The following is a 25,330-nucleotide window of genomic DNA, read 5'->3' on the forward strand; positions in this document are numbered from 1 at the left end:
GGCAGCTTCCGTTTTTTCTATTGCCTTTTTGGGTCTGCCCATCTTCTGAGCGTCGAAAGAAGGGACGGGGCTAGGCGCTCTGCATGATTTCGCAAACAAATATTTCTACGCGTTGGTGGTCATTTAGTTCGTACTGTTCGTTGGCCTGCCAGGCTCAGTTCTATTGAAGCAGGGGCGCGTTAAAGGCCTCGCAGGTATGCTGCTGGTCGTTGTGCCGGTGGGTGGTTGCCTGTGGGTCGCGCTTTACGTCGCCGCCTTAGACTCGTTTCTCAGTTAGGCGCTTGGGGGCTTACGGCTGGAGCTAGCAGCTCCCGGTATAAGGTGCAAGCTCATTCCCGGTTTCGGTTGGACGGTCAGTTTTGTTGTGAGGAGCAACCAGATGGTCAGGCAGGTCATTGTGGTGGGTGACACGCTGGCGCCGCACGGCGGCACCGTGATCACCGGCTCGAACGTCGATACAGTGGAAGGCAAGCCGGTCGCTCGCAAGAATGACATGGTGGATTGCAAGGAGCACGGTCAGCAGGCGATCAGCGAGGGCGACGAATCGTGCATGCTCGATGGCCAACCAGTAGCACTGCAAGGCCACCACGCCGCGTGTGGGTGTACGCTCGTGAGTCGGGGCACAACACTTTCTATCGGGTAGAGACCGAACCTGGCAATGCAACGTCACGCGCGGGACCATGAGTCCCACTTTTGAAATGGGCGCTAAAGCGCTGCGCTGCCGCGGCGTCCGGTACTACTCTGCGGGCGACGGCGGCGCGCAAAACGCCTCGTATGGCATAGCCAACTCCTCGGCCACTTGCGTCAACACGCCAGAACGTCGCCATTTGAGGAAAGCGATGTAGCAGGTCTGCTGCGGGGGATACGAGGCTGGCAGGTGACTCCATTCGTGGTCATCGAAGCAGGCCCAGAGAACGGCATCGAGTATCTGACGTGCGTCCGCTCGTGGGCGACCACGGCCGGGACTGCCGGTCGGGAACAGATGCTCGATACGCGACCAATCCGCGTCGGACAGACGGGCGGGGCCAGTTGTGAACAACGCGCGCAGCGCAGCTTCAGTCATATGACCTCCCTGTCCCGATCCACTTCAGCAGCAAAAATCGGACCGCGGTGCTTTTTATGCAGGAGGCGGAGCTGTCGCTCGCAGGAAGACGTCTATTCCGGCATCGCAAGGTCGCGCTTGCCGTCCCTCGGCTCCGGCCCGATGTCCGTCGCGCCCCCTGCGGATTCGGCAAGCCACACCAGTTCCTCCATATTGTGCTGGTGCATGCTCTTTGAAGTCAGCCGGTCGTCGACCAGATTGACGACAACCAGGTCGAGCGAGGGCACCACGACGGCATATTGGCCGTGGCTACCATCGGCCCAGTAGGTTGGCCTGAGCAGCGCCACCTTCGGACCACGCGGGCCGCTTGCGGGCGTACTTGTCCACCACATGTATCCGTAGCCGCCGGTCGGGGTGTTGGAGTACGAGGCTGTCGATTCGGCAACCCACGCTGCCGGAACAATCTGCTGGTCGCGCCAGCGGCCGTCATGCAGATACAGCAGGGCGAAGCGCGCCAGATCGCGAGCGCTCATGTTGAAGGGATAAGCCGGATACCGGGTGGCAAGGCCGCCCGATACGTAGTGCCCATCCGAAGGACGATAATCCTGCATGCCGATCGGATTTGCGATCTCAGTCTTCAGGGCGTCGAAGATGCGCTGTCCGGTGGCCTTTTCGTAGATCGCGCCAACCGTGTTGAAATCCCAGTTGTTGTAGTACCAGAACGTGCCCGGCGCATGGCTATAGCGCGGTGGCTTGGACGCCTCCATACCAGCGGTTTCATACACCGTCGGGTGATAAACGCCCGAGCGCGCTTCGAGCAGCATACGCACGGTTGCCTGCTTCTCGACCGGCGTCAGGGAGGGCTCGCTGTCGTCGATACCGAGTTGTGCCAGCGTCTCGTCAAGATTTATCTGGCCCTGTGCGACGGCAATGCCAATCAAGGCGCTCGCGAAACTCTTACGCGCTGAATGAAGATTCGACTTCCTTGAAACGTCGCCCCATTGGGCGACGACAAGGCCGTGCTGGACAATCATGCCGGAGGTCGATCCTTCCCGCTTTGCATAGGCGACGGCCTGGTCGATTCCTTCCTGTGAGAAGCCTGCTGTCGCAGGATCGACACGGGTCCATTCAGCACCGGGAAACGGCGATTGCGCACTGTACTGGCCGGGCACAGAGACTGGCGGCTGGTCCGTAGCACACGCGCTCAATAACGATGCGAGCAAGACACTACTGGCGATACAACCTGCAGGTTTGATAGAGGTAGTCATCCTGTTTCCTGTACTGGTTTCTGGCTGCCATCACGCCGCTCGGACAGGTGCTTTATATCACCCCGGCGTGAGCAATCTCATATACTCCCAACACGTACCAATCGCGGCCACGATCCCGATCGTGCCGTCCGTTTCCCCTCAACCATCGAAACGATGACGACGCCTTCGACATGGATTCCGTTTCGATACAGCAATATTGCGAAGTCTGGTTCAAGGAAGGTCAACGGGCGTACCAGTCCGGCGACCTGAACACCGCAGCGCAGTTGCTTGAGCGTCTGATCGCGGTCAATCCTGCACATGCCGACGCGTTGCATCTACGCGGCCTGGTCGCCTTCAACGCGAACGAGCACGCTTCTGCCGAAGCATGGGTTTCGCACGCAATCAACGTCTTCCCCAATCCGGCGTTCTACAACAGCCTGTGCATCGTCCAGTTGACGATGAAGGCGTTCACAGCCGCGGCTCAAACCGCGCGCGAAGGACTGGCGCGGCAGCCGGATTTCGCCATGCTGCATTACCATCTGGCACTGGCTCTTCAGTTCGACGGGAATCTATCGGACGCTGCCCTCCACTATCGCAAGGCAATTGAGCTTGATCCGGGCAATTCCGAGGCGCATAACAATCTTGGGACTGTCCTGAATGACCTGGGGGATCCGGAGGCGGCTCTGCAGCATGTCCGCGAAGCACTTGAACTCGCGCCAGACGTTCCGGCGGTACACAACAACCTAGGCAAAACGCTCATGTCGTTGGGCGATATGGACGGAGCGGAACTGCATTTCCGACGCGCCATCGCGATCGACCCTGAGAATTTTTCGTATTACCGGCTTCTGACTCAGAGCAAGCGTCTGTCTGTCACCGATCCATGCGTTGTCTCCATGGCCGCTCGGGTAAAAAGCGTTGACCCGCTATCGCCAACTAACCAGATGCACCTGCACTTCGCACTCGCACAGGCGCTGGACGACAACGGCAACCATGAGGAATCGTTCGAACACTTCCAGCGCGCCAATGCCCTATATCGCGCCAGCATCGACTACGATGAACAAGGCGCGCTCGACCTGCTCAGACGCATCCCGAGCCTGATAACGTCCGAGCTACTGGAAGCCAATCGCGGCACAGGCGCCCTCTCCCGCTCCCCGGTCTTTATCGTAGGCATGCCACGCTCGGGCTCAACGCTGATCGAACAGATCCTGGCCAGCCATCCGCAGGTGTTCGGAGTCGGCGAACGTCCCGACTTCGAAAAAGCATTGAAGACACGGATGAACCCTGGCAGCAAGATAGACATCGACGCACTCCACGCAATCGCAGCCACACCATTGACTTCAATTGGCCACGACTACCTGCGCCGTATTCAAGCAGTTATCAGTAATCCTCAAGACTATCCGCGGATCATCGACAAATACCTTTTTAACTTCATCTATCTGGGGGTGATTCATCTGGCGTTGCCGAATGCCAGGTTTATCCATATCCACAGAGACCCGGTGGAAAACTGTTTATCGATCTATTCGAAGCTGTTCGGAGATATTCCGTTTGCCTACGACCTGGGTGAACTTGGCCGCTATTACCGCGCTTATGAGGAACTGATGGCGCACTGGCGAAGCATCTTGCCCGAAGGCGTCATGCTCGAAGTGGAGTACGAGGATCTGGTCAATGATTTCGAGCGCAACGTGCGGCGGATGCTTGCCCATTGCGGGCTCGAATGGGATGAACGCTGCATGGCGTTTCATCAAACGAGGCGTCAGGTCCTGACCATGAGTGCGCCGCAGGTTCGCGAACCGCTTTTCAGATCGTCATTGCAGCGTTGGCGCCCGGCTGAGGTGTTGTTGCAACCTCTTCTGGATGGCTTGCAAGCCTGAAGGCCCGGCTAGGCGCGACGCGTAACTCGTCGCGCCCTGCCAATCACAAAAGACGGCCGAATGAAGGAGGATCCTCATCCGGAGGACCGCGATCAATACCGCCTTACTCTTTATCGTCCTTCAGTTGCGGAAGCGCCAATGCCTCACCCGGCGTAAGCAGTCCCACCTCCGAATAGATAAGCAGCTTCGCACGCGTATCCGTGATGTCGAGATTGCGCATCGTCAGTTGACCGATCCGGTCGCGCGGCGAGAAGGTCGATTCAACCTTCTCCATCGAAAGCCGCTCCGGCTGGTACGTCAGGTTCGGCGACTTCGTGCTCAGGATCGAGTAGTCGTTACCACGGCGCAGTTCGATCGTGACTTCGCCGGTGATCGCGCGTGCCACCCAGCGCTGCGCCGTTTCGCGCAACATGATCGCCTGCGGGTCGAACCAGCGGCCCTGATACAGCAGGCGCCCGAGACGCCGGCCGTTCTCGCGGTACTGTTCGATGGTATCTTCGTTGTGGATGCCCGTAACGAGACGCTCGTACGCGATATACAGCAGCGCGAGGCCCGGTGCTTCGTAGATGCCGCGGCTCTTCGCCTCGATGATCCGGTTCTCGATCTGGTCGCTCATGCCGAGACCGTGACGGCCGCCAATGCGATTCGCCTCCAGCAGCAATTCGACTGCATCCGTGTACTGAACGCCGTTAAGCGCGACTGGACGTCCTTCTTCGAAGCGGATCGTGATTTCTTCTTTCGCGATCTGCACCTCATCGCGCCAGAATGCAACGCCCATGATCGGATTGACGATCTTGATGCCGCTTTCGAGGCTTTCGAGATCTTTCGCTTCGTGCGTCGCACCGAGCAGGTTCGAGTCGGTGGAATACGCCTTTTCCGCCGACATCTTGTATTCGAAGCCCGACTGGCGCATGAACTCGGACATTTCCGCGCGGCCGCCGAGTTCGTCGATGAACGCCTGGTCAAGCCACGGCTTGTAGATCTTCAGGTCCGGATTGACGAGCAGACCGTAGCGGTAGAACCGCTCGATGTCATTACCCTTATAGGTGCTACCGTCGCCCCAGATGTTGACGCCGTCTTCCTTCATCGCGGCGACCAGCATCGTGCCGGTTACAGCCCGGCCAATCGGCGTCGTGTTGAAGTAGGTCACGCCGGCGGTCGAGATATGGAACGCGCCGGCTTGCAGCGCGGCGATTCCTTCGGCGACCAGTTGAGCCCGGCAGTCTATGAGCCGCGCCCCTTCTGCGCCGTACTGGATCGCGCGACGCGGGATCGAATCGTAGTCGTCTTCGTCGGGCTGGCCGAGGTTAGCCGTGTACGCGTATGGGACGGCGCCTTTGATCCGCATCCAGTGCAGCGCGGCACTCGTGTCGAGTCCGCCGGAGAACGCGATGCCAACTTTCTGGCCGGTCGGAAGACTTTCAAGGATTGTGCTCATGTGGAAAAACCGTTAAATCGAGTTAGAGAGAATGCTGGGCGACGTGAAAGGATCAGCGGTGCCTGACCGCCCGTAACCCTCATTTGTATCATACTCGGTCGAAACGGCTGAATTCCGGGGAGTACGTGGCATTGCGGCGCAACGCGCACTCCCGATAAATACGAGGAAAGCCGTCTGGCTGAGACGGCTGCCGCGGTCCTCAAAACGGCTTGGTCGGCAGATATTTACCGTCCAGCGTGATCACGGCGCGCTTGCCGCCTTCAGGATCGTCGATTACCTGAAAGTCCAGCTTGAAGTTAATCGCGCTAATGATCCCGTCGCCGAGCTTTTCATGGACCAGCGCTTTTAGCGTCGAACCATATACCTGCACGATCTCGTAGAAGCGGTAGATGGTCGGATCGGTCGGCACGCCGCCCGGAATGCTGCCGCGCACGGGAATGGCCTGCAGCAGACGCAGCGCGTCCTCGCCGAGCTCGAGCTTGTCGACCACCACCTTGGCCGCATCGGCCGGCAGCGGATGCTGGCCGAGCAGCGCCGCGGTAACGAATGCGAGGCTGAGGCCAGTGCCTTCGTTGATCTGCTCGAACGTCAGGTTTTTGCGCAGCTTCGCGTCCATGATCGTGTCGGTCAACGCTTCACGGGATGCCGGGCTGTGTAGGGATTGCGTCATCGCGATACTCCTTGAGGTGGAAGTCGATTGACGCAGCATATGCCGCCTAAAAAAATAGCGTCGAAGACCCGGTCCCCGTCCCCTTACGCTCCCGCCGCACTCACATGCGTATCGATCCACTTGAGGATCCAGTCCGCCACATCAAGGTTGTTCCGGTCCTGCATCATCATGTGCGTATTGCCGTGAATGCCTTCGTTCGGCAGCAGCACGAGTTGCGCGCGGCCGCCAGCACGGTCCACTGCGTCGACGAAAGCCTGGCAGCTTTTGAGCCGCGGAGCCCAGCGAGGAGACAGGTCGACATAGTCACCGAACAGCACGAGGATGGGCAGGCGGGTGTACGGCGCTAGATCGCCGGTCGCAGACGGGCATTCGCCGGGTTCGATGGACACGATGCCAGCAATACCCTGCGTACTGATAGCCGCCGTCTGGAACGGGTAAATGCCAGCCTGCGAGTGACTGATCAGCACCGTATGACGGAGCCGGATCGCCAGTTGCGAAAGCGCCGGAACGGTCGGATTGGGCACGCCGACCGACGGGCTCCAGTCAGGCACCATCTGCTGCCAGAGGGCCGCTTGCGCATCGACGGGAAACTGCTCGCCGGGGAAGGTCTCCGGATATTTCGGTCCGAAACGGAAGATGGCCCACGCCGATTCGTGCGACGCTGCGAACACGTTCGGCAGCTGGGAAGCCGGCGCCTTGCCGCTGCGCACGGCATTGATCGCGCTGATATCAGTCGCCGAACGTCCGCGGTCGGACTGATCGATCACATACGTCGGATAGCCGTTCCGGACGAAGTACTCCTCCCACCCCATCCGCCCATCCGGCGTCGTCTCCCATGTCATGCCCGTCAGGCAACAGCCATGTATTAGCGTAAGCGACACCGGCTTGGCGCTCGTGGGAACCTGGTAATGAACATACATCTGGTCGACGGTGACGGTGCCCGAGGCCACGTAGTTCGGCAGCGTCGAAAGCGTGTCCGAATGCACGTCACGTCCGCCTATGAAAAAGCTGCCCTGCTTCGCAATCGACATCGGGCCGGACAGCGCGGCGGCGCGATTGACCGGAGACGATGCGCAGGCAACCAGTCCGACGGCGCATGCGGCCGCAACCAGCATCGTGCCAATCAGACCTGCTGTGAGCTTTCTCGTACGTATCATGCGACTGTCTCCTCGTTAGCGGTGGGTGCCTTGGCGATCAAGGCCGTCATGCGCAAAGCGCTCTGACGTTGCCCATGATTCTGGGTCGATATCGTACAACGAGCGCTTGCGGGACGTCCGTCAGCCGCTGACGTTGAAGGCTCCCGGCCGTGGATCGAAGGTGGGATTTTGAAAGCGGGACGGTCTAAAATAGTCAAATTGGCATCGGCGCCACGCAGCCGAATCCGGAGATCCCATCATGAAGATTGCGAAAGTCGTAATCGGAATAGCCGCCCTGGTCGGTGTAACCGCAGCGTATGCCGACGGGTTCGTCATCACTAGATCCATTTCGAACGGACGCGAACTGCGCCTGCTGGAGCACACCAGCGAATGCGATGGCGGCCCGGGCGCGTTCATTTACCGGCGCGGCAAGCAGATTGACCAGACCTGCAATGTCAACGTCACCGCACGAGGCGCGACGGTGATCATGCCGGCTTTCGAACCGCGCATGTTCTTCCCGCGCGACACGCTGTACCAAAACTCGAAGTCGTAAGCGCAAGGTGCGCTTGCCCGCGCGAAGTCAACACAATGACTGCGCGCAGGCAACCACCGATCAACGGTTAGAACCTCTTCACTTCCTTGCTCGAAGCCGCCGACGCTGGGGCAGCCCCCCTGCCCGCGAGCACAGCGTCGCTCATCTGCGGGACGCTGGGTGCCTGTCTGGCCCATGCCCTGCAATGCCAGTTCCGCGCGAACAACATTGTCATTCGCATGGCCACCGGCATCCCCCGGGCCTATACTGCCGAACAGCCGATCAACGTCGCCATGGAGCGTCAAAAGAACTCGGGCGTCGCAAGTCGGACTCAAAAAAACTGGAGGAAGACAAAATGAAGCGATTCGTTTCCCGCTGTATGGTTGCCGTCTCAACGATCATCGTTTGTTCGCTGTCGGGACTGGCGCACGCCGATGCTGCCCATCCAGTGGTGGCGCTCCTGCCCGGCGTGGTTGATCCGTTCTACTTCACAATGCATCGCGGCGCCGAGCGGGCCGCCAAGGAAGAGAACGTCGAATTGCTGTTTCAGGTTCCCAAAGAATGGAACACCAGTGAGCAGGTGCCGATTCTCAAGGCATTTATCGCCAAGCATCCTGATGTCCTGCTGATTTCCCCAGTCGACAAGCAACAGCTGATCGGACCGCTCAAAGAGGCCGCCGACGCTGGCATCAAGGTGATTACCGTCGACACCTATATCGGCGATGGCCATTACCAGACCGGCAAGGGCGATGCGGATTTCCCGCTGTCCTATATCGCTTCGGACAATCTGGAAGGCGGCCGCGTGGCAGCGCGTGCACTTGCCAAAGCAATCGGCGACAAGGGCACGGTCTATTGCGAAAACAACAAGCCGGGTATTTCAAGCACCGACGCGCGTGCTGAAGGTTTCGCGGACGAGATGAAGAAGCACCCGAATATCACCGTGCTGCAGACCCTCTATAACGAAGACGACGCCAACCAGGCGGCGGCTCACGTCGCCGCGGTTCTGGCGCGCAATCCGGGTCTGGCCGGCGTGTTCGGCGCCAACACCTTCTCGGGCAGCGGTGCGGCCCAAGGCGTCAAGGCAGCCGGCAAGCAAGGCGTGGTGAAAGTCGTCGTATTCGACGCGGTTCCGGGCATCGACAAGCAGATCAAGAGCGGACTCGTCGACATCGCGATTGCCCAGCGCCCGGACGAGATCGGCTACTACGGCGTCAAGTTCGCCGCCGACGTGATTCACGGCAAGAAAATCCCCACCCTCAAGAGCACGGGTTTCGAAGTTCTCGACAAGAACAATATCGACCAGCCCGACATGCAGCAATACATCTATTCGAACTAGCCAAAGCAGGCCGGCTGGAGCCGTAGATCGTCCCGCGTGCGCTGCAGCGCATGCGGGTTTTTGCTCCTGGCATTGCTCCTGATAAAGCGGATCACTTCATGGATAACTCGCGTCTCGACCGGATCGCGCTGATTACCAAGCTATGGCCGTGGCTGTTCCTCGCCGCCTTGCTGGTCTTTTTCGAGGTGTATGCGCAGGTGTCGGCACATCGGTCGTTTGTCTTGAACGCCTACAACCTGCAATCGATCGGTCTCGCCGCTGCTGCCCCGCTGCTTCTGGCCATTGGCCAGACCTTCGTGATCATCACGGCCGGCATCGATCTGTCCGCGGGCTTCGTGATGGGACTCGCGGCCGTCTGCGTCGCGCAGTTCACGTTGTTCGGCAACGGCTCGCCATGGATCCTGCTCCTGTCTATCCCGCTCACCGTTGTGGTCTGCCTGATTCCAGGTCTCGTCAACGGTGTGCTGATTGCGTGGCTGCGCGTGCCGGCTTTTATCGGCACGCTCGGCATGTACGGCGTGGCGCGCGGTGCCGGCTTTCTCGCGGCCGGCAGCGGCATGACGGTCTCGGTGGACAACCCCGGCCTCGTCTGGCTCGGCGCCGGCTGGACGCCGGTGTTGCTCACTGCCGTGTTGCTGGTCATCATGCATCTGCTGCTCTCGAAAACACGCTTCGGCCAGTATACGTACGCGATCGGTGGCAATCCGCAGTCCGCGGTTCGTGCGGGGATCAATGTCAAACGTCATCTGCTCGTGGTGTATGTGATCGCCGCAGCGTTCGCCGCGGTCGGTGGGATCATCTATACGGCGCGTTTTGCTGCAGGCGCAGCCAACGCCGGCGAGCCGATGCTGCTCGATTCGATCGCCGCAGTGGTGATCGGCGGCGCGAGCCTGTTCGGTGGGACGGGCAATGTTGTCGGGACGCTGATCGGTGCGCTGATCATCGCGGTGATCCAGTTCGGCCTGGTGTTTATCGACGTCAACGCGTTCTGGCAATTCATCGTGGTGGGCATCGTCATCATCCTGTCGGTGCTGATCGATCAGTACAAGGACCGTCTCGGAGGTGCGCAATGAGCACGCCCATCCTTGAGGTACGCGACATCTCGATCCGCTTTGGCGGTGTCGAGGCGCTCAGGAACGTGTCGCTGCAGCTGATGCCGGGCGAAGTACTGGCGCTTGCCGGCGATAACGGCGCGGGCAAGTCGACTTTGATCAAGATCATCTCGGGCGTGTACCGGGCCGATCAGGGCGAGCTGCTGTTCGACGGCGCGCCGTTGCAATTGCGCGATCCGCAAGACGCGCGCGCCCAAGGGATCGAGACGATCTATCAGGATCTCGCGCTCGCGGACAACCTCGACGTGGGCAGCAATATCTTCCTTGGACGCGAACCGACACGCAGGCAACTCGGCTTCCACGTGATCAACCGCCCTCGCATGGCGCAGGTCGCGCGCGAGGTGCTGGAGCGCCTCGACATCGTGATTCCCGAACGCAAGCTCGGCGGTCCTGTGAAGATGCTCTCAGGCGGCCAGCGCCAGGCCATTGCAATAGGCCGGGCCATTTACTGGAACGCCCGCGTGCTTATCATGGATGAGCCCACCGCCGCGCTCGGCGTGCCCGAGCAGCGCAAGGTCATGGAACTGATTGCGACGCTGAAGACGCAAGGCGTGTCCGTGATCCTGATCTCGCACAATCTGCACGATATCTTTGCAATCGCGGATCGCATCGTCGTGCTGCGGCGTGGCGAAGTGGCCGGCGAGCGCCGGGTCGGGCAGACCAATGGCGATGAGATCGTGCACCTGATGGTCGGCGATACCTACGTGAGTCCCGGATAGGGAACACAGACAGATGGCGCCGATCCGGTCACTTCATGCGCACTTCCTCAAATTCCAATCAGAAGAAATGACGCAGGCCGATAGTCCCGACAAACTGCGTGGGTCCCGACGAAGGCGTGGTGTTTTGCGAATCGCCGACCACTGCCACCGCGCTGACAATCGAAGTGCCGTTCGACGCCAGCGCGTCTCCGCTGGCGTGCTGATAAGCCTCGAGGAAGTAGATGCAGGTCCGCTTCGAGAACGAATAGGTCTGTTCGAACGAGACCTGGTTATAGCGCGCCGAATCCGAGATGCCGTTCGATTCGCTCGCCCGCGTGTAGCTGTACCCGCCGGCCAGCGCGATTGCTGGCGTCAGCTGGTAGGTTGCGACCGCGCCGTAGGTGTTGAACACGGCCGTCTGCTTGAAAGCCGACACGGTACCCGGGCGATACACCACATTCGAGTAATTCAACCCGACCATCGCACCACCGAACTTGTACGTGGCGGCCGCGGCTAGCATCTGGTTGCTTTCGGCGCTTGCGTACGCAACGTTGACAGGCGAGTTGTCGGCAACGGTACCGAGCGCCGTGCTGGTGGAGAGATCGTTCAGCCGGATGTAGCCCACCGCGGCCCTGAAACCGCCCATCTCGTATTTGAGCGCCGCACTCAGCGTATTGCCTTCCGTGAAATCGCCCGCCACACCGCCCAGACCGTACTGCACACTGCCTTGCAGACCGCTGATCAGCGGCGACGTGTAGGTCAGGGAATTGTTGAAGCGCAAGGTGGTGTCGAGTGCGTCGAGGTCGCCCGGATGTGCGCCGGTCGCACCCGTCAGATAACCCGTCGGACCTAGCGCACCCACGAAGTTGAAGTACGGAGTGTACTGGCGACCTACCGTCAGCGTGCCGTACTGCTTATCGTTAAAACCCACGTAGGCCTGGCGGTTGAATATGTAGCCTGACGAGCCGGAGGCACCCGTCAACGAGTTATAGCCGGCTTCGAGCCGGAAGATCGTCGACAGGCCGCCACCCAGATCTTCCGAACCGAGGAAGCCGAATTTACTCGCGTTCAGGGCGCCCTGGGTCAGGTAGATGTTGTGGTTGCCCTTCTGGTTACTGCTGTAGGCAATCGCATTATCGATAGCGCCATACAACGTCACGCTGCTCTGGGCCTGTGCGACTAACGGAACCCCCGACGAGACTGCCGCACAAAGTCCTGTCACCATGCCTCGGTAAAGCGCTGCTCGTTTGATACTCATCTCAAGATCTCCGGTTGAATGCCACTACTATTTCGTTAACCTGATTATTTTTTCTTTTCTGCAAGATCGAAAAATCAACGCCAATGCGAGTCTGTTTCCGATCAGTGCTCGTATGGACTCAGTGTGCTGACGAGAGCCGAAATCATCTGGTGCGCAAAACCGCCGACACGGCCACCAGGCCGCAAACCGGTTGCATGATCGTGTGGCCAATCTGGAACGCGCCTACCACGTACGAGTACAGCTGCGTCACGCGTGTTGGCATGCGCAACCGGGCTTCCGGGCCGTTACTCGCGCTCAAACCGTCAATACGTGAACCACCACCTGAATTTGTCGGTCATCGTATCTCACCGTTTAGCGCGAAGTAAAGCGTGGATAGTCGGTGTTTACCCACGTTTCAGCTTGCTGGAATTTTCTGCTAGGGAGATCACCCGGCACATCCAAGGATATGCTTATCTCTATGTAGACAATTCCCTGGCAAACAAAGAACTCAGGCCAATCTCATTTTTTGTTGTATGTCGTCGTATAACTATAAATGATATGGCAGCAATGGAATCAGGCCAAGCCACTCTCTTGTCCTTTTCAGCCTGTCCTATAGTGTTCTTCGCCCTGCCGTGATTCAACGCGCGACGTGGCACGACGGGCACCCCTGAACAACAAGGAGAGTCTCGATGGCGGGAAACAACATGAGCCGACGCGAACTATTAGCAATGCTGGGAGGGATCGCCCCGTTGCTATTGACCGGAGAAGCCGAAGCCAGTCCGATCGATACCAACCAGACCCTGTACACGCTGCCCGGCGATATCAAATTCACCCCGCAGGACGGCGCTCCACCGCAGAGCGTCGAGAGCGCATTCCTCTACAGCAATCCGTCGAAGCAAGGCATCTATTACGCGCTGTTACGCTGGCACCCTGGCTACATGAGCGCGCCGCACAGCTACGCCTCGGATCGTCTCTGCGTGGTGTTGTCCGGCACCTGGTGGATCAACAGCGGTGCGGACTTCGATCCCGCACATACGGTCCCGGTGCCAGCCGGCACCTTCGTGCGGCGCATTGCCCGCACCTGGCATTACGACGGTGTCCCACGCGGCGAAGCAGGGCCGGCGACCATCGCCATCTGCGGCATCGGTCCGGTGGACATCCGCCTGGCGGAACCGGATAAGCCTCTCGCGCGGGCCGTATAAACCAGCGCTTCTGCTTTCGTTGCGCTCGCAACGACTACGAATCAGCCCTCATCCAGGCGCTCATGCCGCGGGTCGCTGCATGCGGCCCTACGCCTTTCATCGCGCTTACCACGCCGCGACACGACGCCGCGACACGACGCCGATTTTGTTGCAAGCGTTGCAAGAATGAGACATCGCATTGGTTTTACAACGCGAAACAATCGGGTTTGAACTGCTTTCACCGAACTTTAATCTGGCGACGTCAGCATCACTCGGGCCTGAAAGCATGCGTGTCCCGCGAGCCCGGCGGGACCGGCGAGAACCGCTCTACAAGGTTCGTTCTTGCTCTCGACAGGTTGATCGGAGTGCGAATCTCACAGCGTATGACTTGTGATACGCGCATCGGGTGACCGACACGAATGGATCACGTTCGTTATGCGAGCGATAGATCCATCCTCTAACAACACGTGAAAGACAGATGAAAATGAAAAAGACCTCGGTGGCTCTTCTGGCGCTCGGCGCATTTGCCGGCGCTGCACACGCACAAAGCAGCGTGACCCTGTACGGCATCGTCGACACAGGTATCCTCATCAACAACAACGTCAAAGGCTTGCACGAGTACGCACTCTCGCAAGCAACCTCGTCGCGCTGGGGCCTGAAAGGCACAGAAGATCTGGGTGGCGGTCTGTCGGCGATCTTCGACCTGGAAAACGGCTTCACCACGGGCACGGGCGCGCTGTCCCAAGGTGGCCTGGAATTCGGCCGTAAAGCATTCGTCGGTTTGAGCAGCAAACAGTTCGGTACGTTGACGGCCGGCCGTCAGTACTCGGTCAGCAATGACTACACCGCCAGCTTCGCGTCGGGCGCCGACTGGGCCGCTTCGGGCCTCGGCTACGGCACGCGCGCAAGCGACGTCGACAACGTCGATACGTCGAACCGCATCCAGAACTCGCTCAAGTACGAAAGCCCGAACTACAACGGTCTGCAAGTGGGCTTGCTGTACAGCCTGGGCGGTGTGGCAGGCAACTTCTCGCAGAACTCGATCTGGGACGCGTCGATCGCTTACTCGAATGGCCCGATCAGCCTCGGCGCAGGCTATACGTTCGTGAAGGATCCGTACTACTCGTTCTTCGGCAACCAGGGCAATTCGTCGACACCGTCGACTGCGGTTTCGTCGAGCGCAAACGACAACATGAACAACAAGATCTTCGGCGGCTACGCTTCGGCGGGTTCGCAGCAGATCATCGTGGCGGGCGGTTCGTACGCACTCGGACCGGCAACTATCGGCCTGCTGTACTCGAACACGCAATTCCAGAACCTGGGTTCGGTCACGGCCGTCGGTGCGATCGCCGCTCCGAAGTACGAGGGCGGCACGGCAACGTTCAACTCGGGTGAAATCAACCTGAAGTACCAGGTGAACCCGGCTCTGCTGCTGGCAGGCGCGTATATCTACACGCACAACGGCGGCGCGGACAACGTGGGCAGCGCGAAGTACAACCAGTTCAACCTGGGCGCAATCTACTCGCTGTCGAAGCGCACGTCGCTGTATGCGATCGGCTTCTACGAAACGGCTTCGGGTATCGACTCGACCGGCAAGGCAGCCGTTGCCGACCTGAACGGCAGCGCCTTCTCGGCTGACAAGCACCAGCTCGCCGGTATCTTCGGCATCACCCACAAGTTCTAAGCGGGTGGACCGACCGCTCTCTGGCGGCCGGTCAGTCTGAACAAGCTGATACCAGGCCTGGCTTTGTCAGTACCTGGACATGGACACCCTTGGCGACGTTGCCACGACGGTGTCCATTTATTTTTGGTCCCCGGCTGATCCTGCTAGCCGGCGCCCTCTCGTTATCACCGTGAGGGCGCCGCAGCCAACGCGGCCTGGGCGCGCTGCAACCATTCGCGGTTGTGCTCCTTCGCATGCCTCGGCCAGTGCCTTGCGTCCTGCGCAATATCTGCGTACAGGCTCATGGCCCGTTGACGATCCGCCTGATCGCCTTGCTTTACCAGCCAGTCGGCAAACAGACATCGCGGCGCCGCATCGCTTGCACAGGCCAGCGATTGCTCGAACGCTGCGCGCGTGCCGGGTGCATCAAGCGCAGCGAGGGTCCGCGCATAGAGCAACGCCGGTTCGGGCTGCTGACGCGCCTGCGGATTGGCTTCGAACAGCCGCGCGAGGCTGGAGTCCGCCGCCGCATGCTGGCCAACTGAGAATTGCGCCTTTGCCATGCCCAATAACAGCGCGGGATCCGTGGCAAACGGACCGCTCGCCGCAGCCTGATAGTGCTGCAGTGCCTCGCCGGGCTGTCCGGCCTCCAGCAACGCCGCACCAAGCCGCATCCGATGCTCGACGGTAGGCGCACGATCGAAGTTATCGCGCGCCTCGCGCACCGCGCGATTGGGATCCACCAGTTGCGAAATGGCGCGCGTAGCGGCCCGGCCGCTGCGCGACTGGCGCAGGCTTGGCAGATAGATCGCAAAGAGATACACCAGGCTGCCGAGCAGCGGGAAGGCGAACAGCAGCAACAGCCAATACATATTCTGGTTAGTGCGCACCACATGCACAGCAAAAAACAGCGCAATGATGACGTGAATACCAATTCCGAAAAATGACATGTTGATTCGACTTGTGACGAGTTAAGACCACAGTCTACCTAAGACGGCGCGGGCAATGTCCCGACCAGGCTCGCCGCTTCACAGCACCTTTCGGCCCGTGCCGCCACCCGCCAAACGGACTATCCCATTCGCCGCAACGACGCGGACCCGCGCGTGGCGTAAAATACGCGCTTTCCCGAAATTCTCGCCACCATGACGCTCGCCTCCACCCTTGAGATCATCGCCGAACTGAAAGCCGGCCGGATGGTGATACTCGTCGACGAAGAAGACCGCGAAAACGAGGGCGACCTCGTGATTGCGGCCGAATTCGTCACGCCGGAAGCGATCAACTTCATGGCCCGCTACGGTCGCGGCCTCGTCTGCCTGACGCTGACGCAGGAGCGCTGCAAGCAGCTGAACCTGCCGCTGATGACATATCGCAACGGCACCCAGTACGGCACGGCCTTCACGGTCAGCATCGAAGCGGCTGAAGGCGTCACCACGGGCATTTCGGCGGCCGACCGGGCCCGCACGATCCTCGCCGCCGTCGCGCACGACGCACGGCCCGAGCATATCGTTCAGCCTGGTCACGTGTTTCCGATCATGGCCCAGCCCGGCGGCGTGCTGGTGCGCGCCGGCCATACCGAGGCCGGCTGCGATTTCACGGCGCTCGCGGGGCTGACGCCCGCCGCGGTGATCTGCGAGATCATCAAGGACGACGGCACGATGGCGCGCCTGCCGGACCTGATCGCGTTCGCGGACGAACACAACCTGAAAATCGGCACGATCGCCGATCTGATCCATTACCGCAGCCGCACGGAATCGATCGTCGAGCGCATCTGCGAGCGCACCATGCAGACCGCGCACGGCCCGTTCCGCGCGGTGATGTACCTCGACCAGCCGAGCGGCCAGCCGCATATCGCGCTGGTGCGCGGCAAGCCCACGCCGGACCAGGAAACGCCCGTGCGGGTGCACGAGCCGCTATCGGTGCTGGATCTGCTCGAAGTCGGCGCGTCGACCCACTCGTGGACGCTCGACGCCGCGATGAAAGAGATCGCCCAACGTGATCTCGGCGTGGTCGTGCTGCTGAACTGCGGCGACTCAAAAGATCATCTGATCGACGTCTTCAAGGCGTTCGATTCGAAGGACAAGGCCGATGCGCTCAAGCGCCGTCCGGTCGACTTCAAAACCTACGGCATCGGCGCGCAGATTTTGCGCGAGCTCGGTGTCGGCAAGATGCAGGTGCTGTCGAACCCGCGCAAGCTGGGCAGCATGTCGGGCTACGGTCTCGAAGTCACAGGCTTCGTGCCGATGCCGGGCTGCCCTTCCCAGGCGCCGCAGACGCCCTGACCGGCACTCGCAACGCAAGCCTGATCCGACCATTCACGCGCCCTGGCGCTCACTCAAACACACTACGGACTCACTATGGAAATCGGACAATACCAACCGAACCTCGACGGCGACGGACTGCGTATCGGCATCGTCCAGGCGCGCTTTAACGAGCCCGTCTGCAATGGCCTCGCGGATGCATGCATCGAAGAACTCGAGCGCCTTGGCGTTACCGGCGAAGACGTACTGCTCGTCACGGTGCCCGGCGCACTGGAAATCCCGCTGGCGCTGCAAAAGCTCGCTGAAAGCGCGCAATTCGACGCACTGATCGCGCTCGGCGCGGTGATTCGCGGCGAGACATACCACTTCGAACTGGTGTCGAACGAAAGCGGCGCCGGCATCACGCGCGTCGGCCTCGACTTCGGCATCCCGGTGGCGAACGCCGTGCTGACGACCGAAACCGACGAGCAGGCGGTCGCACGCATGACCGAAAAGGGTCGCGACGCTGCACGCGTGGCCGTCGAAATGGCGAACCTCGCGGTCGCGCTCGAACAGCTCGGCGGCGACGATGACGACGAGGAAGAAGACGAGGACGACGAAGAGGCACAGGCATGAAGAGCGCTCGCCGACGTTCCCGCGAACTGGCCACGCAGGGGCTGTATCAGTGGCTGCTGTCGGGCGCGCCCGGCGGCGAGATCGACGCGCAGCTGCGCGGCGCGCAAGGATTCGACAAGGCCGACCTCGAGCATCTGAACGCGCTGCTGCACGGCGTGATCCGCGACTCGGAAGCGCTGTCGGCCGACCTCACGCCGTGCCTCGACCGCCCCATCGATCAGCTCTCGCCGGTCGAGCGCGCGGTGCTGCTCGTCGCAGCGTATGAGCTGAAGAATCACGTCGATATTCCGTACCGGGTTGTGATCAACGAGGCCGTCGAACTCGCCAAGACGTTTGGTGGCGCGGACGGCTACAAGTACGTCAACGGCGTGCTGGACAAGCTGTCGGCGCAGTTGCGCGTTGCCGAAACCCAGGCCAACCGCAAGCAATAAGATGCCTGTATGAACTCCGTGACCGAACCACTGGTGCGGCTTGCTGCACGCGTCGACGCCATCCAGCCTTTCTATGTGATGGAGCTGGCGAAAGAAGCCGCCCTGCTGGAGCGCGAAGGACGCAACATCATCCATATGGGAATCGGCGAGCCCGATTTCACTGCGCCCGAGCCGGTCATCGAAGCGGCCGCGAACGCGATGCGCCGTGGCGTCACGCAATACACCAGCGCGCTTGGCCTGCACTCGCTGCGCGAGGCGATCGCCGGGCATTATGCGCAGGCCTATGGCATCAGCGTCGATCCGGCGCGCATCGTGGTCACCGCGGGCGCTTCGGCTGCATTGCTGCTGGCGTGCGCGGCGCTGGTCGACCGCGACGATGAAGTGCTGATGCCCGATCCGTGCTATCCGTGCAACCGGCACTTTGTTGCCGCCATGGAAGGCAAACCCGTGTTGGTGCCGAGCGGTCCTGCGGAGCGCTTCCAGTTGACCGCAGCTGACGTCGAAAGCCTATGGAACGAACGGACGCGCGGTGTGCTGCTGGCGTCGCCGTCCAATCCCACCGGCACGTCTATCGAGCCCGCGGAATTGAAGCGCATCGTCGAAGCGGTTCGTGCGCACGGCGGCTTCACGATTGTCGACGAGATCTATCAGGGCCTGAGCTACGGCGCGCCGCCGGTTTCGGCGTTGTCGTACGGCGACGATGTGATCACCGTCAACAGTTTCTCGAAGTACTTCAACATGACCGGCTGGCGTCTCGGCTGGCTCGTCGTGCCGCCGTCGCTGGTGGGGGCGTTCGAGAAGCTCGCGCAAAACCTGTTTATCTGTGCGTCGGCGCTGGCCCAGCACGCGGCACTCGCCTGCTTCGAACCGGACACCCTGGCAATCTACGAAGCACGCCGCCTTGAGTTCAAGCGCAGGCGCGACTTCATCGTCCCGGCGCTCGAAACGCTCGGCTTCTCAGTGCCGGTGATGCCGGACGGCGCGTTCTACGTCTACGCGGATTGCACTCATGTGACCCACGCTGCAGCTGGCGACAGCGCGGCACTCACCAAAGCCATGCTGCACGACGCAGGCGTCGTGCTGGTGCCGGGGATGGATTTCGGCAATCACGCGCCGCGCTCGTATATCCGACTGTCTTACGCCACGGCGTATTCGAAGCTCGAAGAGGCGGTCGAGCGCCTGCGCGGATTCTTTTGATTCTGCCCAGCGTCAGCGTCAGACCATAAAAAAAGGCACCCTCGGGTGCCTTTCCTTTTGGTCCTGCTTTGCTTTTACGACTTCAGGCGCCCAGCTCCGGCGACGCTGCATGCTTGGTCGCAGTCTCGGCGTCATCCTGCTCGGGGGCCTTCACCGGCGTCGTGGCAGTCAACGGATGCGCTGCATCGAGCGTCACCTGAACACGCTTGGCCGGAGCGGCTCCCGCAGCCGGCGCCGGCGTCACTGACGCGGTCGTCGTAACCGGCGCTTGCGGTGCGTTGATCGGCACCTTGCGGCCGCGCGCCACGTCACGCAGACGGCCGCGCTCAGCTACAACCTTCGCGCCGTAGCCACCGTCGTCCTGGGTGCTAGAGCCTACGTAGAGACGCAGCCCACCCGGCAGTGAACCGCCGCGTGCAATGCAATCCTTCAGCACGAGCGCCCCAACCTTGATGTTGGCGAACGGATCGAGTGCGGCACTCTGGCCGCCGAAATACTGGAATTTGTCCGAATGTACCTTCGACATCACCTGCATCAGACCCTGCGCGCCTACACCGCTTTCGGCATACGGGTTGAAACCCGATTCGATCGCCATCACGGAGAGCAGCAGCAGCGGGTCGAGGCCGACTTCACGGCCGGTATCGAACGCAGCCTTCACGAGTTCGCTGACCGGTTCCTGGGCGACGTGATAGCGCCGCGCCAGGTAGTTCGCCACCAGATCCTGCTCGCGCGTCGAGACCAGCACGCGGTCGTCACGTGCGTCAGCGGCAACGCGTTGCGAAGGAATCAGGTGCGCCAGCGCGCTGATGCTTTGCACGGAATGCGGGTCGAGCGTGTTGACAGCTGCGACGCTGAGGCCGCTGGTGCCACTGCCGTCAAAGGCTCCGTCATAGCTTGTGTTGCTGCTCGTAGCGCCGTTGCTGACGTCGCCGCCAACGGAATTGGCAGACAGCGACTCGTCGGACGACGACACCCCGGAGGGTGCGAACGACGGTAGCGGATTGCCCTGCAACAGACGGGCGGGGCCGGCCTGCACAGCAGCGGAAATGACCGGCATCAACTTTGCGGCCAGGGTGCCGCGCCAGGTCGGCATCAGCCACAGCGCGACTGCCAGCAGGATGGCGGAACCGCCAACAATGCTGAACAGATGATGACTCATACGCGTACCGCGACGTAAGACTGCGCGTAAGCCTTGCGCAAGTCGTTCGTCGGGACGCCACGATAACCAGGCGTTCATTCAGATCTCCCATCTTGCATGCTCTGCGAACCCCACCGGTCGAGCCGGCATCAAATCACGTTCGCAGAGTCAAGACGTCGCGTGCTCTGGTTAGGGCAGCTGCGGCGTCGGGAATACGGCATAAACCGTCGGTGGGGAGCCATCTCGAAACTGCTCGGCGCCGTGCTTAAAAAACACGCACGCAGAGGCTCCCACGCGAAAAACCAGCGTCAGATTGCGCTGGCGAGGACTGCAAAAAAGACCGTCAAATACCGTGCAGGGGGGTCGGTAAGCGGTGACGCGTTGCGTCGTAAGGACCGGGGGCGGAGGTAAAAAGGTTCACGCCCTGCAACCAATGTGACCGGATTCTAGCAGGGTTTAATAGATCGTCAACACTATAGACAGGCAAATGTATAACTAATTGTAATAACGAACAGTGTTCAGCGTGTGGAAAGCCGCGCGCTGCGCGCCTCTTGGGTCAGTTACAGTTTTCGGTCCGCAACGTACGGTAACCAACGCAGGTAAAATCGACAATCGATCCCGCGCGGCGATTGCCTGTCGCGCCCCACTTTCCCGCCGCGCTGCGCGGCCCCAATCCCGACCAGATGAAATACAAAGACCTGCGCGACTTCGTCGGCCGTCTCGAAACGCTAGGCGAGTTGCGCCGTATCCCGCAAAACGTTTCGCCCGTCCTGGAAATGACCGAACTGTGCGACCGCGTGCTGCGCGCCGGCGGCCCGGCGTTGTTGTTTGAGAGCCGGCAAAGCCATGCGTTCCCGGTGCTCGGCAACCTGTTCGGCACGCCGCGGCGGGTTGCGCTTGGCATGGGCATCGACTCAGGCGAACAGGACGGCGATAGCGCGGCACTGGAGTCGCTGCGTGACGTCGGGCGTCTGCTCTCCGCCCTCAAGGAGCCGGAGCCGCCCAAGGGCCTCAGGGACGCCGGCAAACTGTTCTCGCTCGCCAAGGCAGTTTGGGACATGGCGCCGAAGACTGTAAGCAGCCCGCCTTGCCAGGAAATCGTCTGGGAAGGCGCCGATGTGGATCTCGCAAAGCTGCCGATTCAGACCTGCTGGCCGGGAGACGCCGGCCCGCTGATCACCTGGGGACTGACCGTTACGCGCGGCCCAAACAAGAGCCGCCAAAATCTAGGCATTTATCGCCAGCAGCTGATCGGGCGTAACAAACTCATCATGCGCTGGCTTGCGCATCGCGGCGGCGCGCTCGATTTTCGCGAGTTCGCGCTGCAGAATCCCGGCAAACCGTATCCGGTCGCTGTCGTGCTCGGCGCCGATCCGGCCACCATCCTCGGCGCGGTCACGCCGGTGCCCGATACGCTCTCGGAATACCAGTTCGCCGGCCTGCTGCGTGGCGGCCGCACCGAGCTCGCGAAGTGCATCACGCCCGGCGTCGACACGCTGCAAGTGCCGGCGCGCGCGGAGATCGTTCTGGAAGGGTTTATCTATCCGCAGGAAGGCGCGCCTGCGCCGGCTCCCGCAGGTGCGCCGCCGCGGCCCTCGAAAGGTGCGAGCGCTACCTATGAACACGCGCTCGAAGGTCCCTACGGCGATCACACTGGCTACTACAACGAACAGGAGTGGTTCCCCGTGTTCACCGTCGAGCGCATCACGATGCGACGCGACGCAATCTACCACTCCACCTACACCGGCAAACCGCCCGATGAACCGGCCGTGCTCGGCGTCGCACTCAATGAAGTGTTCGTGCCGTTGCTGCAGAAGCAGTTCGCCGAAATCACCGACTTCTATCTCCCGCCCGAGGGCTGCAGCTACCGGATGGCCATCGTGCAGATGAAGAAAAGTTACCCCGGCCATGCCAAACGGGTGATGTTCGGCGTGTGGAGTTTCTTGCGACAATTCATGTACACGAAGTTCATCGTCGTGGTCGACGAGGACGTGAATATCCGCGACTGGAAAGAGGTGATCTGGGCCATCACGACGCGTATCGATCCGGTGCGCGATACGGTGCTGGTGGATCGCACACCGATCGACTATCTGGATTTCGCCTCGCCGGTGGCGGGACTCGGTTCGAAGATGGGTCTCGACGCCACCAACAAATGGCCGGGCGAAACTGATCGAGAGTGGGGCCGCCCCATCGAGATGGACGCTGCGGTGAAGCAGCGTATCGACACGTTGTGGGGCGAACTGGGTCTGTAGTTAGGTGCGCTCGTCGGACCGTGAATTAGGTGCGTGGCCTGGGTCAATTACTTAAGTCCGTAACTTGCGGCCTTAGCTTTGGTCCTTAGCTCACGCAAGAAACTGCGCGAGGCGCGCCAGATCCACATTGCCGCCGCTGATCAGCACGCCAACCCGCTTGCCCTTCACCGGGACAATGCCGTTCATCACGGCGGCCGCGGCGAGGCAACCCGTCGGCTCGGTAACGATCTTCATGCGCTGCGCGAAAAAGCGCATCGTCTCGACCAGTTGCGCATCCGTCACCGTCACAATCTGCTCCGCCAGACGCTGGATGATCGGGAACGTGTAAGCGCCCAGGTGTGGAGTCGCGGCGCCATCGGCGATGGTTTGCGGCACGTCGATGTGCACGATCTCGCCGCGCGCCAACGATTGCTGGCCATCGTTGCCGGCCTCCGGCTCGACGCCGATCACCTTGCATTGCGGACTCAACTCGGCTGCCGCGAGCGCGCTGCCGGAAAGCAATCCGCCGCCGCCGAGACACACAAACAGCAGATCGAGCGGACCGGTTTCCTCGAACAGTTCTTTCGCCGCCGTGCCCTGCCCCGCGATGACATGCGGATGATCGTACGGCGGGATCAGTGTCATGCCGCGCTCTTTCGCGAGGCGCCGGCCGATCTCTTCGCGATTCTCTTTATAGCGGTCGTAAATGATCACTTCGCCGCCGTAGCCCTGGGTGGCGGCGACCTTCGCCGCAGGCGCGTCGTGCGGCATGAGAATCGTTGCGTGGATTCCCGCGAGACGTGCCGACAGTGCAATCGCCTGAGCGTGATTGCCCGACGAAAACGTCACGACGCCAGCGTCCCGCTGCATGTAGTCGAAGTGCGAGATCGCGTTATAGGCACCGCGAAACTTGAACGCACCCATGCGCTGAAAATTTTCGCATTTGAAGAAAATCGACGCACCGGTCCGTTCGTTGGCCGTGGTGGACGTCAGAACCGGCGTGCGATGCGCGACGCCCTCGAGACGCGCAGCGGCATCGACGACATCGACATACGTGGGAGCGGGAAGCACTTGCATTGGCGGGACACTCCAGAGCGGTGAAATAAGCAGGCATTCTCCCAGCTTCAGCCGCACTATGGAATGCACGAGGGCGACGTCAGCGCCTCGCCGGATGTCCAACGAATTCGCAAAATAGGCGTAGCGCCGCTCAAATGAAAACGGCGTGATGCAGGCAACCGAGCCTGCATCACGCCGTTTAGCCGTTTCACCGACCTTCGATAAACATTTGAGCCACGAACTACGTCGAAGTCAAACTGCGACGCATCCCGCGAGCGCGTTTATCAATAGTGGTGATAGCCACCGTGGCCGTAGCCGCCGTGACCATAATAACCACGCCCGTAGTATCCACGATGGTAGTACGGGTGACCGTAGTAGCCGTAGCCACCACCCACCACAACGACCGGCGGCGGAGCATAGACGGGCGGCGGTGCGTAGTACACCGGCGGCGGCGCCGCATAAACCGGATAGGCCGGAGCCACCGGAATGCCGATCCCGATACCAACGGACACATGCGCCTCGGCAGCAGAGGCAAAGCCAACACCAAGCGCAGCGGCAACAACAAGCGGAATGATCTTTTTCACTTTTCTTCTCCAAGCGCGGCCGGATGACCGTGTCGCATGACATGCATGCTATGGAATTGAATGTATCGAAAAAGGACCCGCATAGCTGTTCGCATTTGTTGCAAATTGCAATCGGTGTAGACGAGCCGTAATTCGCCGCAACGGGTAAACGCGTGAACACTCTTGCACACCCTGCCCGCAACATCTCGGAAACCAAGGGTTTGCGCCGGATCACCCATCGGCAAACTCCACTTTTACCGGCCAGCAGTCTGGGAAATCCCCGGCAGCGGTAATCTTTAATTACAAATTCACTTCAATCACGTTCGGGTTGAAGGCTGACCGAAACCAAACGCATATCCGCTCAACGCGCATCGCCGCTCAGAAAACGAAAATGCCCGGCTCATGGCCGGGCATTTTTTACACATAGGGACAAATCTTTAACCCACCTTGACGTAGGTAAATTCGCGTATGACATTCGGCGGCACATAGGCACCGCTGATTTTGACACGTGGCGTCAGGCGCTTTTTTTGATCCCACCAGCGGCGCCGCTGCGAATGAGTCAAGAACCGCAAGTGCTTTCGGTAAGAAAAGATGCTCATGGTGACCTCCCGAATCAGACTGCGAGACAGAAAACTCCAACCCCTCACTTCATCGACCAAATTCATTGTGAGCAGTTTC

Annotated in this window: 24 protein-coding genes; 13 read left to right on the top strand and 11 right to left on the bottom strand. The window is 60.7% G+C overall.

Features of this window, described 5'->3' with window-relative positions; translation table 11 throughout:
• Window positions 1–379 precede the first annotated feature (379 nt).
• Window positions 380–643: a PAAR domain-containing protein gene (locus P3T24_RS25155; protein WP_429409229.1), complete on the top strand. Its 264-nt coding sequence runs from the start codon at window positions 380–382 to the stop codon at window positions 641–643.
• A gap of 93 nt (window positions 644–736) precedes the next feature.
• Here P3T24_RS25155 and P3T24_RS25160 read toward each other — a convergent pair whose 3' ends face one another.
• Both P3T24_RS25160 and P3T24_RS25165 read right to left on the bottom strand, forming a co-directional pair.
• Window positions 737–1,063 carry a transposase gene (locus P3T24_RS25160; RefSeq protein ID WP_429409230.1) on the bottom strand — a complete coding sequence of 109 codons (327 nt, stop codon included), beginning with the start codon at window positions 1,061–1,063 and terminating at the stop codon, window positions 737–739.
• 92 nt (window positions 1,064–1,155) lie between these two features.
• Window positions 1,156–2,310, bottom strand: a complete 1,155-nt coding sequence (locus P3T24_RS25165; protein WP_429438918.1) for a serine hydrolase domain-containing protein — start codon at window positions 2,308–2,310, stop codon at window positions 1,156–1,158.
• A gap of 170 nt (window positions 2,311–2,480) precedes the next feature.
• Between P3T24_RS25165 and P3T24_RS25170 the strand changes: the two genes are divergently transcribed.
• Entirely contained in the window at window positions 2,481–4,160 is a 1,680-nt protein-coding gene (locus P3T24_RS25170) for a tetratricopeptide repeat-containing sulfotransferase family protein (RefSeq protein ID WP_429438921.1), read from the top strand.
• A gap of 103 nt (window positions 4,161–4,263) precedes the next feature.
• Here the strand turns inward: P3T24_RS25170 and argG are convergent, their stop codons facing one another.
• The 3 genes from argG to P3T24_RS25185 form a co-directional block, all read right to left on the bottom strand.
• Entirely contained in the window at window positions 4,264–5,598 is a 1,335-nt protein-coding gene (gene argG / locus P3T24_RS25175) for an argininosuccinate synthase (RefSeq protein WP_429438923.1), read from the bottom strand.
• A 199-nt stretch (window positions 5,599–5,797) separates the two neighbouring features.
• Complete coding sequence (gene cynS, locus P3T24_RS25180; protein ID WP_074263606.1) at window positions 5,798–6,268, bottom strand: cyanase; 471 nt, start codon at window positions 6,266–6,268, stop codon at window positions 5,798–5,800.
• An 83-nt stretch (window positions 6,269–6,351) separates the two neighbouring features.
• Window positions 6,352–7,425 (bottom strand): esterase, encoded by a 1,074-nt coding sequence (locus tag P3T24_RS25185; protein ID WP_429438926.1) that lies wholly within the window; start codon window positions 7,423–7,425, stop codon window positions 6,352–6,354.
• Between the two features lie 238 nt (window positions 7,426–7,663).
• On the opposite strand from P3T24_RS25185, the gene P3T24_RS25190 reads away from it, so the two are divergent.
• From P3T24_RS25190 to P3T24_RS25205, 4 genes are all read left to right on the top strand, one after another.
• Window positions 7,664–7,957 carry a hypothetical protein gene (locus tag P3T24_RS25190; protein WP_429438927.1) on the top strand — a complete coding sequence of 98 codons (294 nt, stop codon included), beginning with the start codon at window positions 7,664–7,666 and terminating at the stop codon, window positions 7,955–7,957.
• A 334-nt stretch (window positions 7,958–8,291) separates the two neighbouring features.
• Entirely contained in the window at window positions 8,292–9,272 is a 981-nt protein-coding gene (locus P3T24_RS25195) for an ABC transporter substrate-binding protein (RefSeq protein ID WP_074263603.1), read from the top strand.
• Window positions 9,273–9,370: 98 nt separating this feature from the next.
• Entirely contained in the window at window positions 9,371–10,345 is a 975-nt protein-coding gene (locus tag P3T24_RS25200) for an ABC transporter permease subunit (RefSeq protein ID WP_083611355.1), read from the top strand.
• Window positions 10,342–11,103 carry an ATP-binding cassette domain-containing protein gene (locus P3T24_RS25205; protein ID WP_429438929.1) on the top strand — a complete coding sequence of 254 codons (762 nt, stop codon included), beginning with the start codon at window positions 10,342–10,344 and terminating at the stop codon, window positions 11,101–11,103. The genes P3T24_RS25200 and P3T24_RS25205 overlap by 4 nt, the downstream gene beginning before the upstream one ends.
• 58 nt (window positions 11,104–11,161) lie before the next feature.
• Here the strand turns inward: P3T24_RS25205 and P3T24_RS25210 are convergent, their stop codons facing one another.
• The gene (locus P3T24_RS25210; RefSeq protein WP_429438932.1) at window positions 11,162–12,340 is read right to left on the bottom strand and encodes a porin; all 1,179 of its coding nucleotides are present in this window, start codon (window positions 12,338–12,340) and stop codon (window positions 11,162–11,164) included.
• A gap of 668 nt (window positions 12,341–13,008) precedes the next feature.
• On the opposite strand from P3T24_RS25210, the gene P3T24_RS25215 reads away from it, so the two are divergent.
• Both P3T24_RS25215 and P3T24_RS25220 read left to right on the top strand, forming a co-directional pair.
• Window positions 13,009–13,521: a cupin domain-containing protein gene (locus P3T24_RS25215; protein WP_429438935.1), complete on the top strand. Its 513-nt coding sequence runs from the start codon at window positions 13,009–13,011 to the stop codon at window positions 13,519–13,521.
• A 463-nt stretch (window positions 13,522–13,984) separates the two neighbouring features.
• Entirely contained in the window at window positions 13,985–15,184 is a 1,200-nt protein-coding gene (locus P3T24_RS25220; RefSeq protein WP_429438938.1) for a porin, read from the top strand.
• Window positions 15,185–15,348: 164 nt separating this feature from the next.
• Here the strand turns inward: P3T24_RS25220 and P3T24_RS25225 are convergent, their stop codons facing one another.
• Window positions 15,349–16,113 (bottom strand): tetratricopeptide repeat protein, encoded by a 765-nt coding sequence (locus tag P3T24_RS25225; protein WP_429438941.1) that lies wholly within the window; start codon window positions 16,111–16,113, stop codon window positions 15,349–15,351.
• Between the two features lie 192 nt (window positions 16,114–16,305).
• Here P3T24_RS25225 and ribBA point away from each other — a divergent pair, with 192 nt between their 5' ends.
• From ribBA to P3T24_RS25245, 4 genes are all read left to right on the top strand, one after another.
• Entirely contained in the window at window positions 16,306–17,442 is a 1,137-nt protein-coding gene (ribBA, locus tag P3T24_RS25230; RefSeq protein WP_429438944.1) for a bifunctional 3,4-dihydroxy-2-butanone-4-phosphate synthase/GTP cyclohydrolase II, read from the top strand.
• A 75-nt stretch (window positions 17,443–17,517) separates the two neighbouring features.
• Window positions 17,518–18,036, top strand: a complete 519-nt coding sequence (gene ribH / locus P3T24_RS25235) for a 6,7-dimethyl-8-ribityllumazine synthase (protein ID WP_074263596.1) — start codon at window positions 17,518–17,520, stop codon at window positions 18,034–18,036.
• Window positions 18,033–18,467 (top strand): transcription antitermination factor NusB, encoded by a 435-nt coding sequence (nusB, locus tag P3T24_RS25240; protein ID WP_074263595.1) that lies wholly within the window; start codon window positions 18,033–18,035, stop codon window positions 18,465–18,467. The genes ribH and nusB overlap by 4 nt, the downstream gene beginning before the upstream one ends.
• Before the next feature lie 9 nt (window positions 18,468–18,476).
• Window positions 18,477–19,664, top strand: a complete 1,188-nt coding sequence (locus P3T24_RS25245; protein WP_429438946.1) for a pyridoxal phosphate-dependent aminotransferase — start codon at window positions 18,477–18,479, stop codon at window positions 19,662–19,664.
• Window positions 19,665–19,746: 82 nt separating this feature from the next.
• Here the strand turns inward: P3T24_RS25245 and P3T24_RS25250 are convergent, their stop codons facing one another.
• Entirely contained in the window at window positions 19,747–20,901 is a 1,155-nt protein-coding gene (locus P3T24_RS25250) for a transglycosylase SLT domain-containing protein (RefSeq protein WP_429438949.1), read from the bottom strand.
• Window positions 20,902–21,485: 584 nt separating this feature from the next.
• On the opposite strand from P3T24_RS25250, the gene P3T24_RS25255 reads away from it, so the two are divergent.
• Window positions 21,486–23,054 carry a UbiD family decarboxylase gene (locus P3T24_RS25255; RefSeq protein WP_429438952.1) on the top strand — a complete coding sequence of 523 codons (1,569 nt, stop codon included), beginning with the start codon at window positions 21,486–21,488 and terminating at the stop codon, window positions 23,052–23,054.
• Between the two features lie 90 nt (window positions 23,055–23,144).
• Here P3T24_RS25255 and P3T24_RS25260 read toward each other — a convergent pair whose 3' ends face one another.
• The 3 genes from P3T24_RS25260 to P3T24_RS25270 all read right to left on the bottom strand — a co-directional run bounded on the left by P3T24_RS25260 (window position 23,145) and on the right by P3T24_RS25270 (window position 25,251).
• Entirely contained in the window at window positions 23,145–24,110 is a 966-nt protein-coding gene (locus tag P3T24_RS25260; RefSeq protein ID WP_429438955.1) for a threo-3-hydroxy-L-aspartate ammonia-lyase, read from the bottom strand.
• 263 nt (window positions 24,111–24,373) lie between these two features.
• Entirely contained in the window at window positions 24,374–24,673 is a 300-nt protein-coding gene (locus P3T24_RS25265; RefSeq protein WP_074263591.1) for a hypothetical protein, read from the bottom strand.
• A 416-nt stretch (window positions 24,674–25,089) separates the two neighbouring features.
• A complete protein-coding gene (locus tag P3T24_RS25270) occupies window positions 25,090–25,251 on the bottom strand; it encodes a hypothetical protein (RefSeq protein ID WP_167379372.1) in 162 nt (53 codons plus the stop codon).
• Window positions 25,252–25,330: the final 79 nt, after the last annotated feature.

Source organism: Paraburkholderia sp. GAS33, assembly GCF_050436645.1.
GTDB classification, from domain to species: Bacteria; Pseudomonadota; Gammaproteobacteria; order Burkholderiales; family Burkholderiaceae; genus Paraburkholderia; species Paraburkholderia phenazinium_B.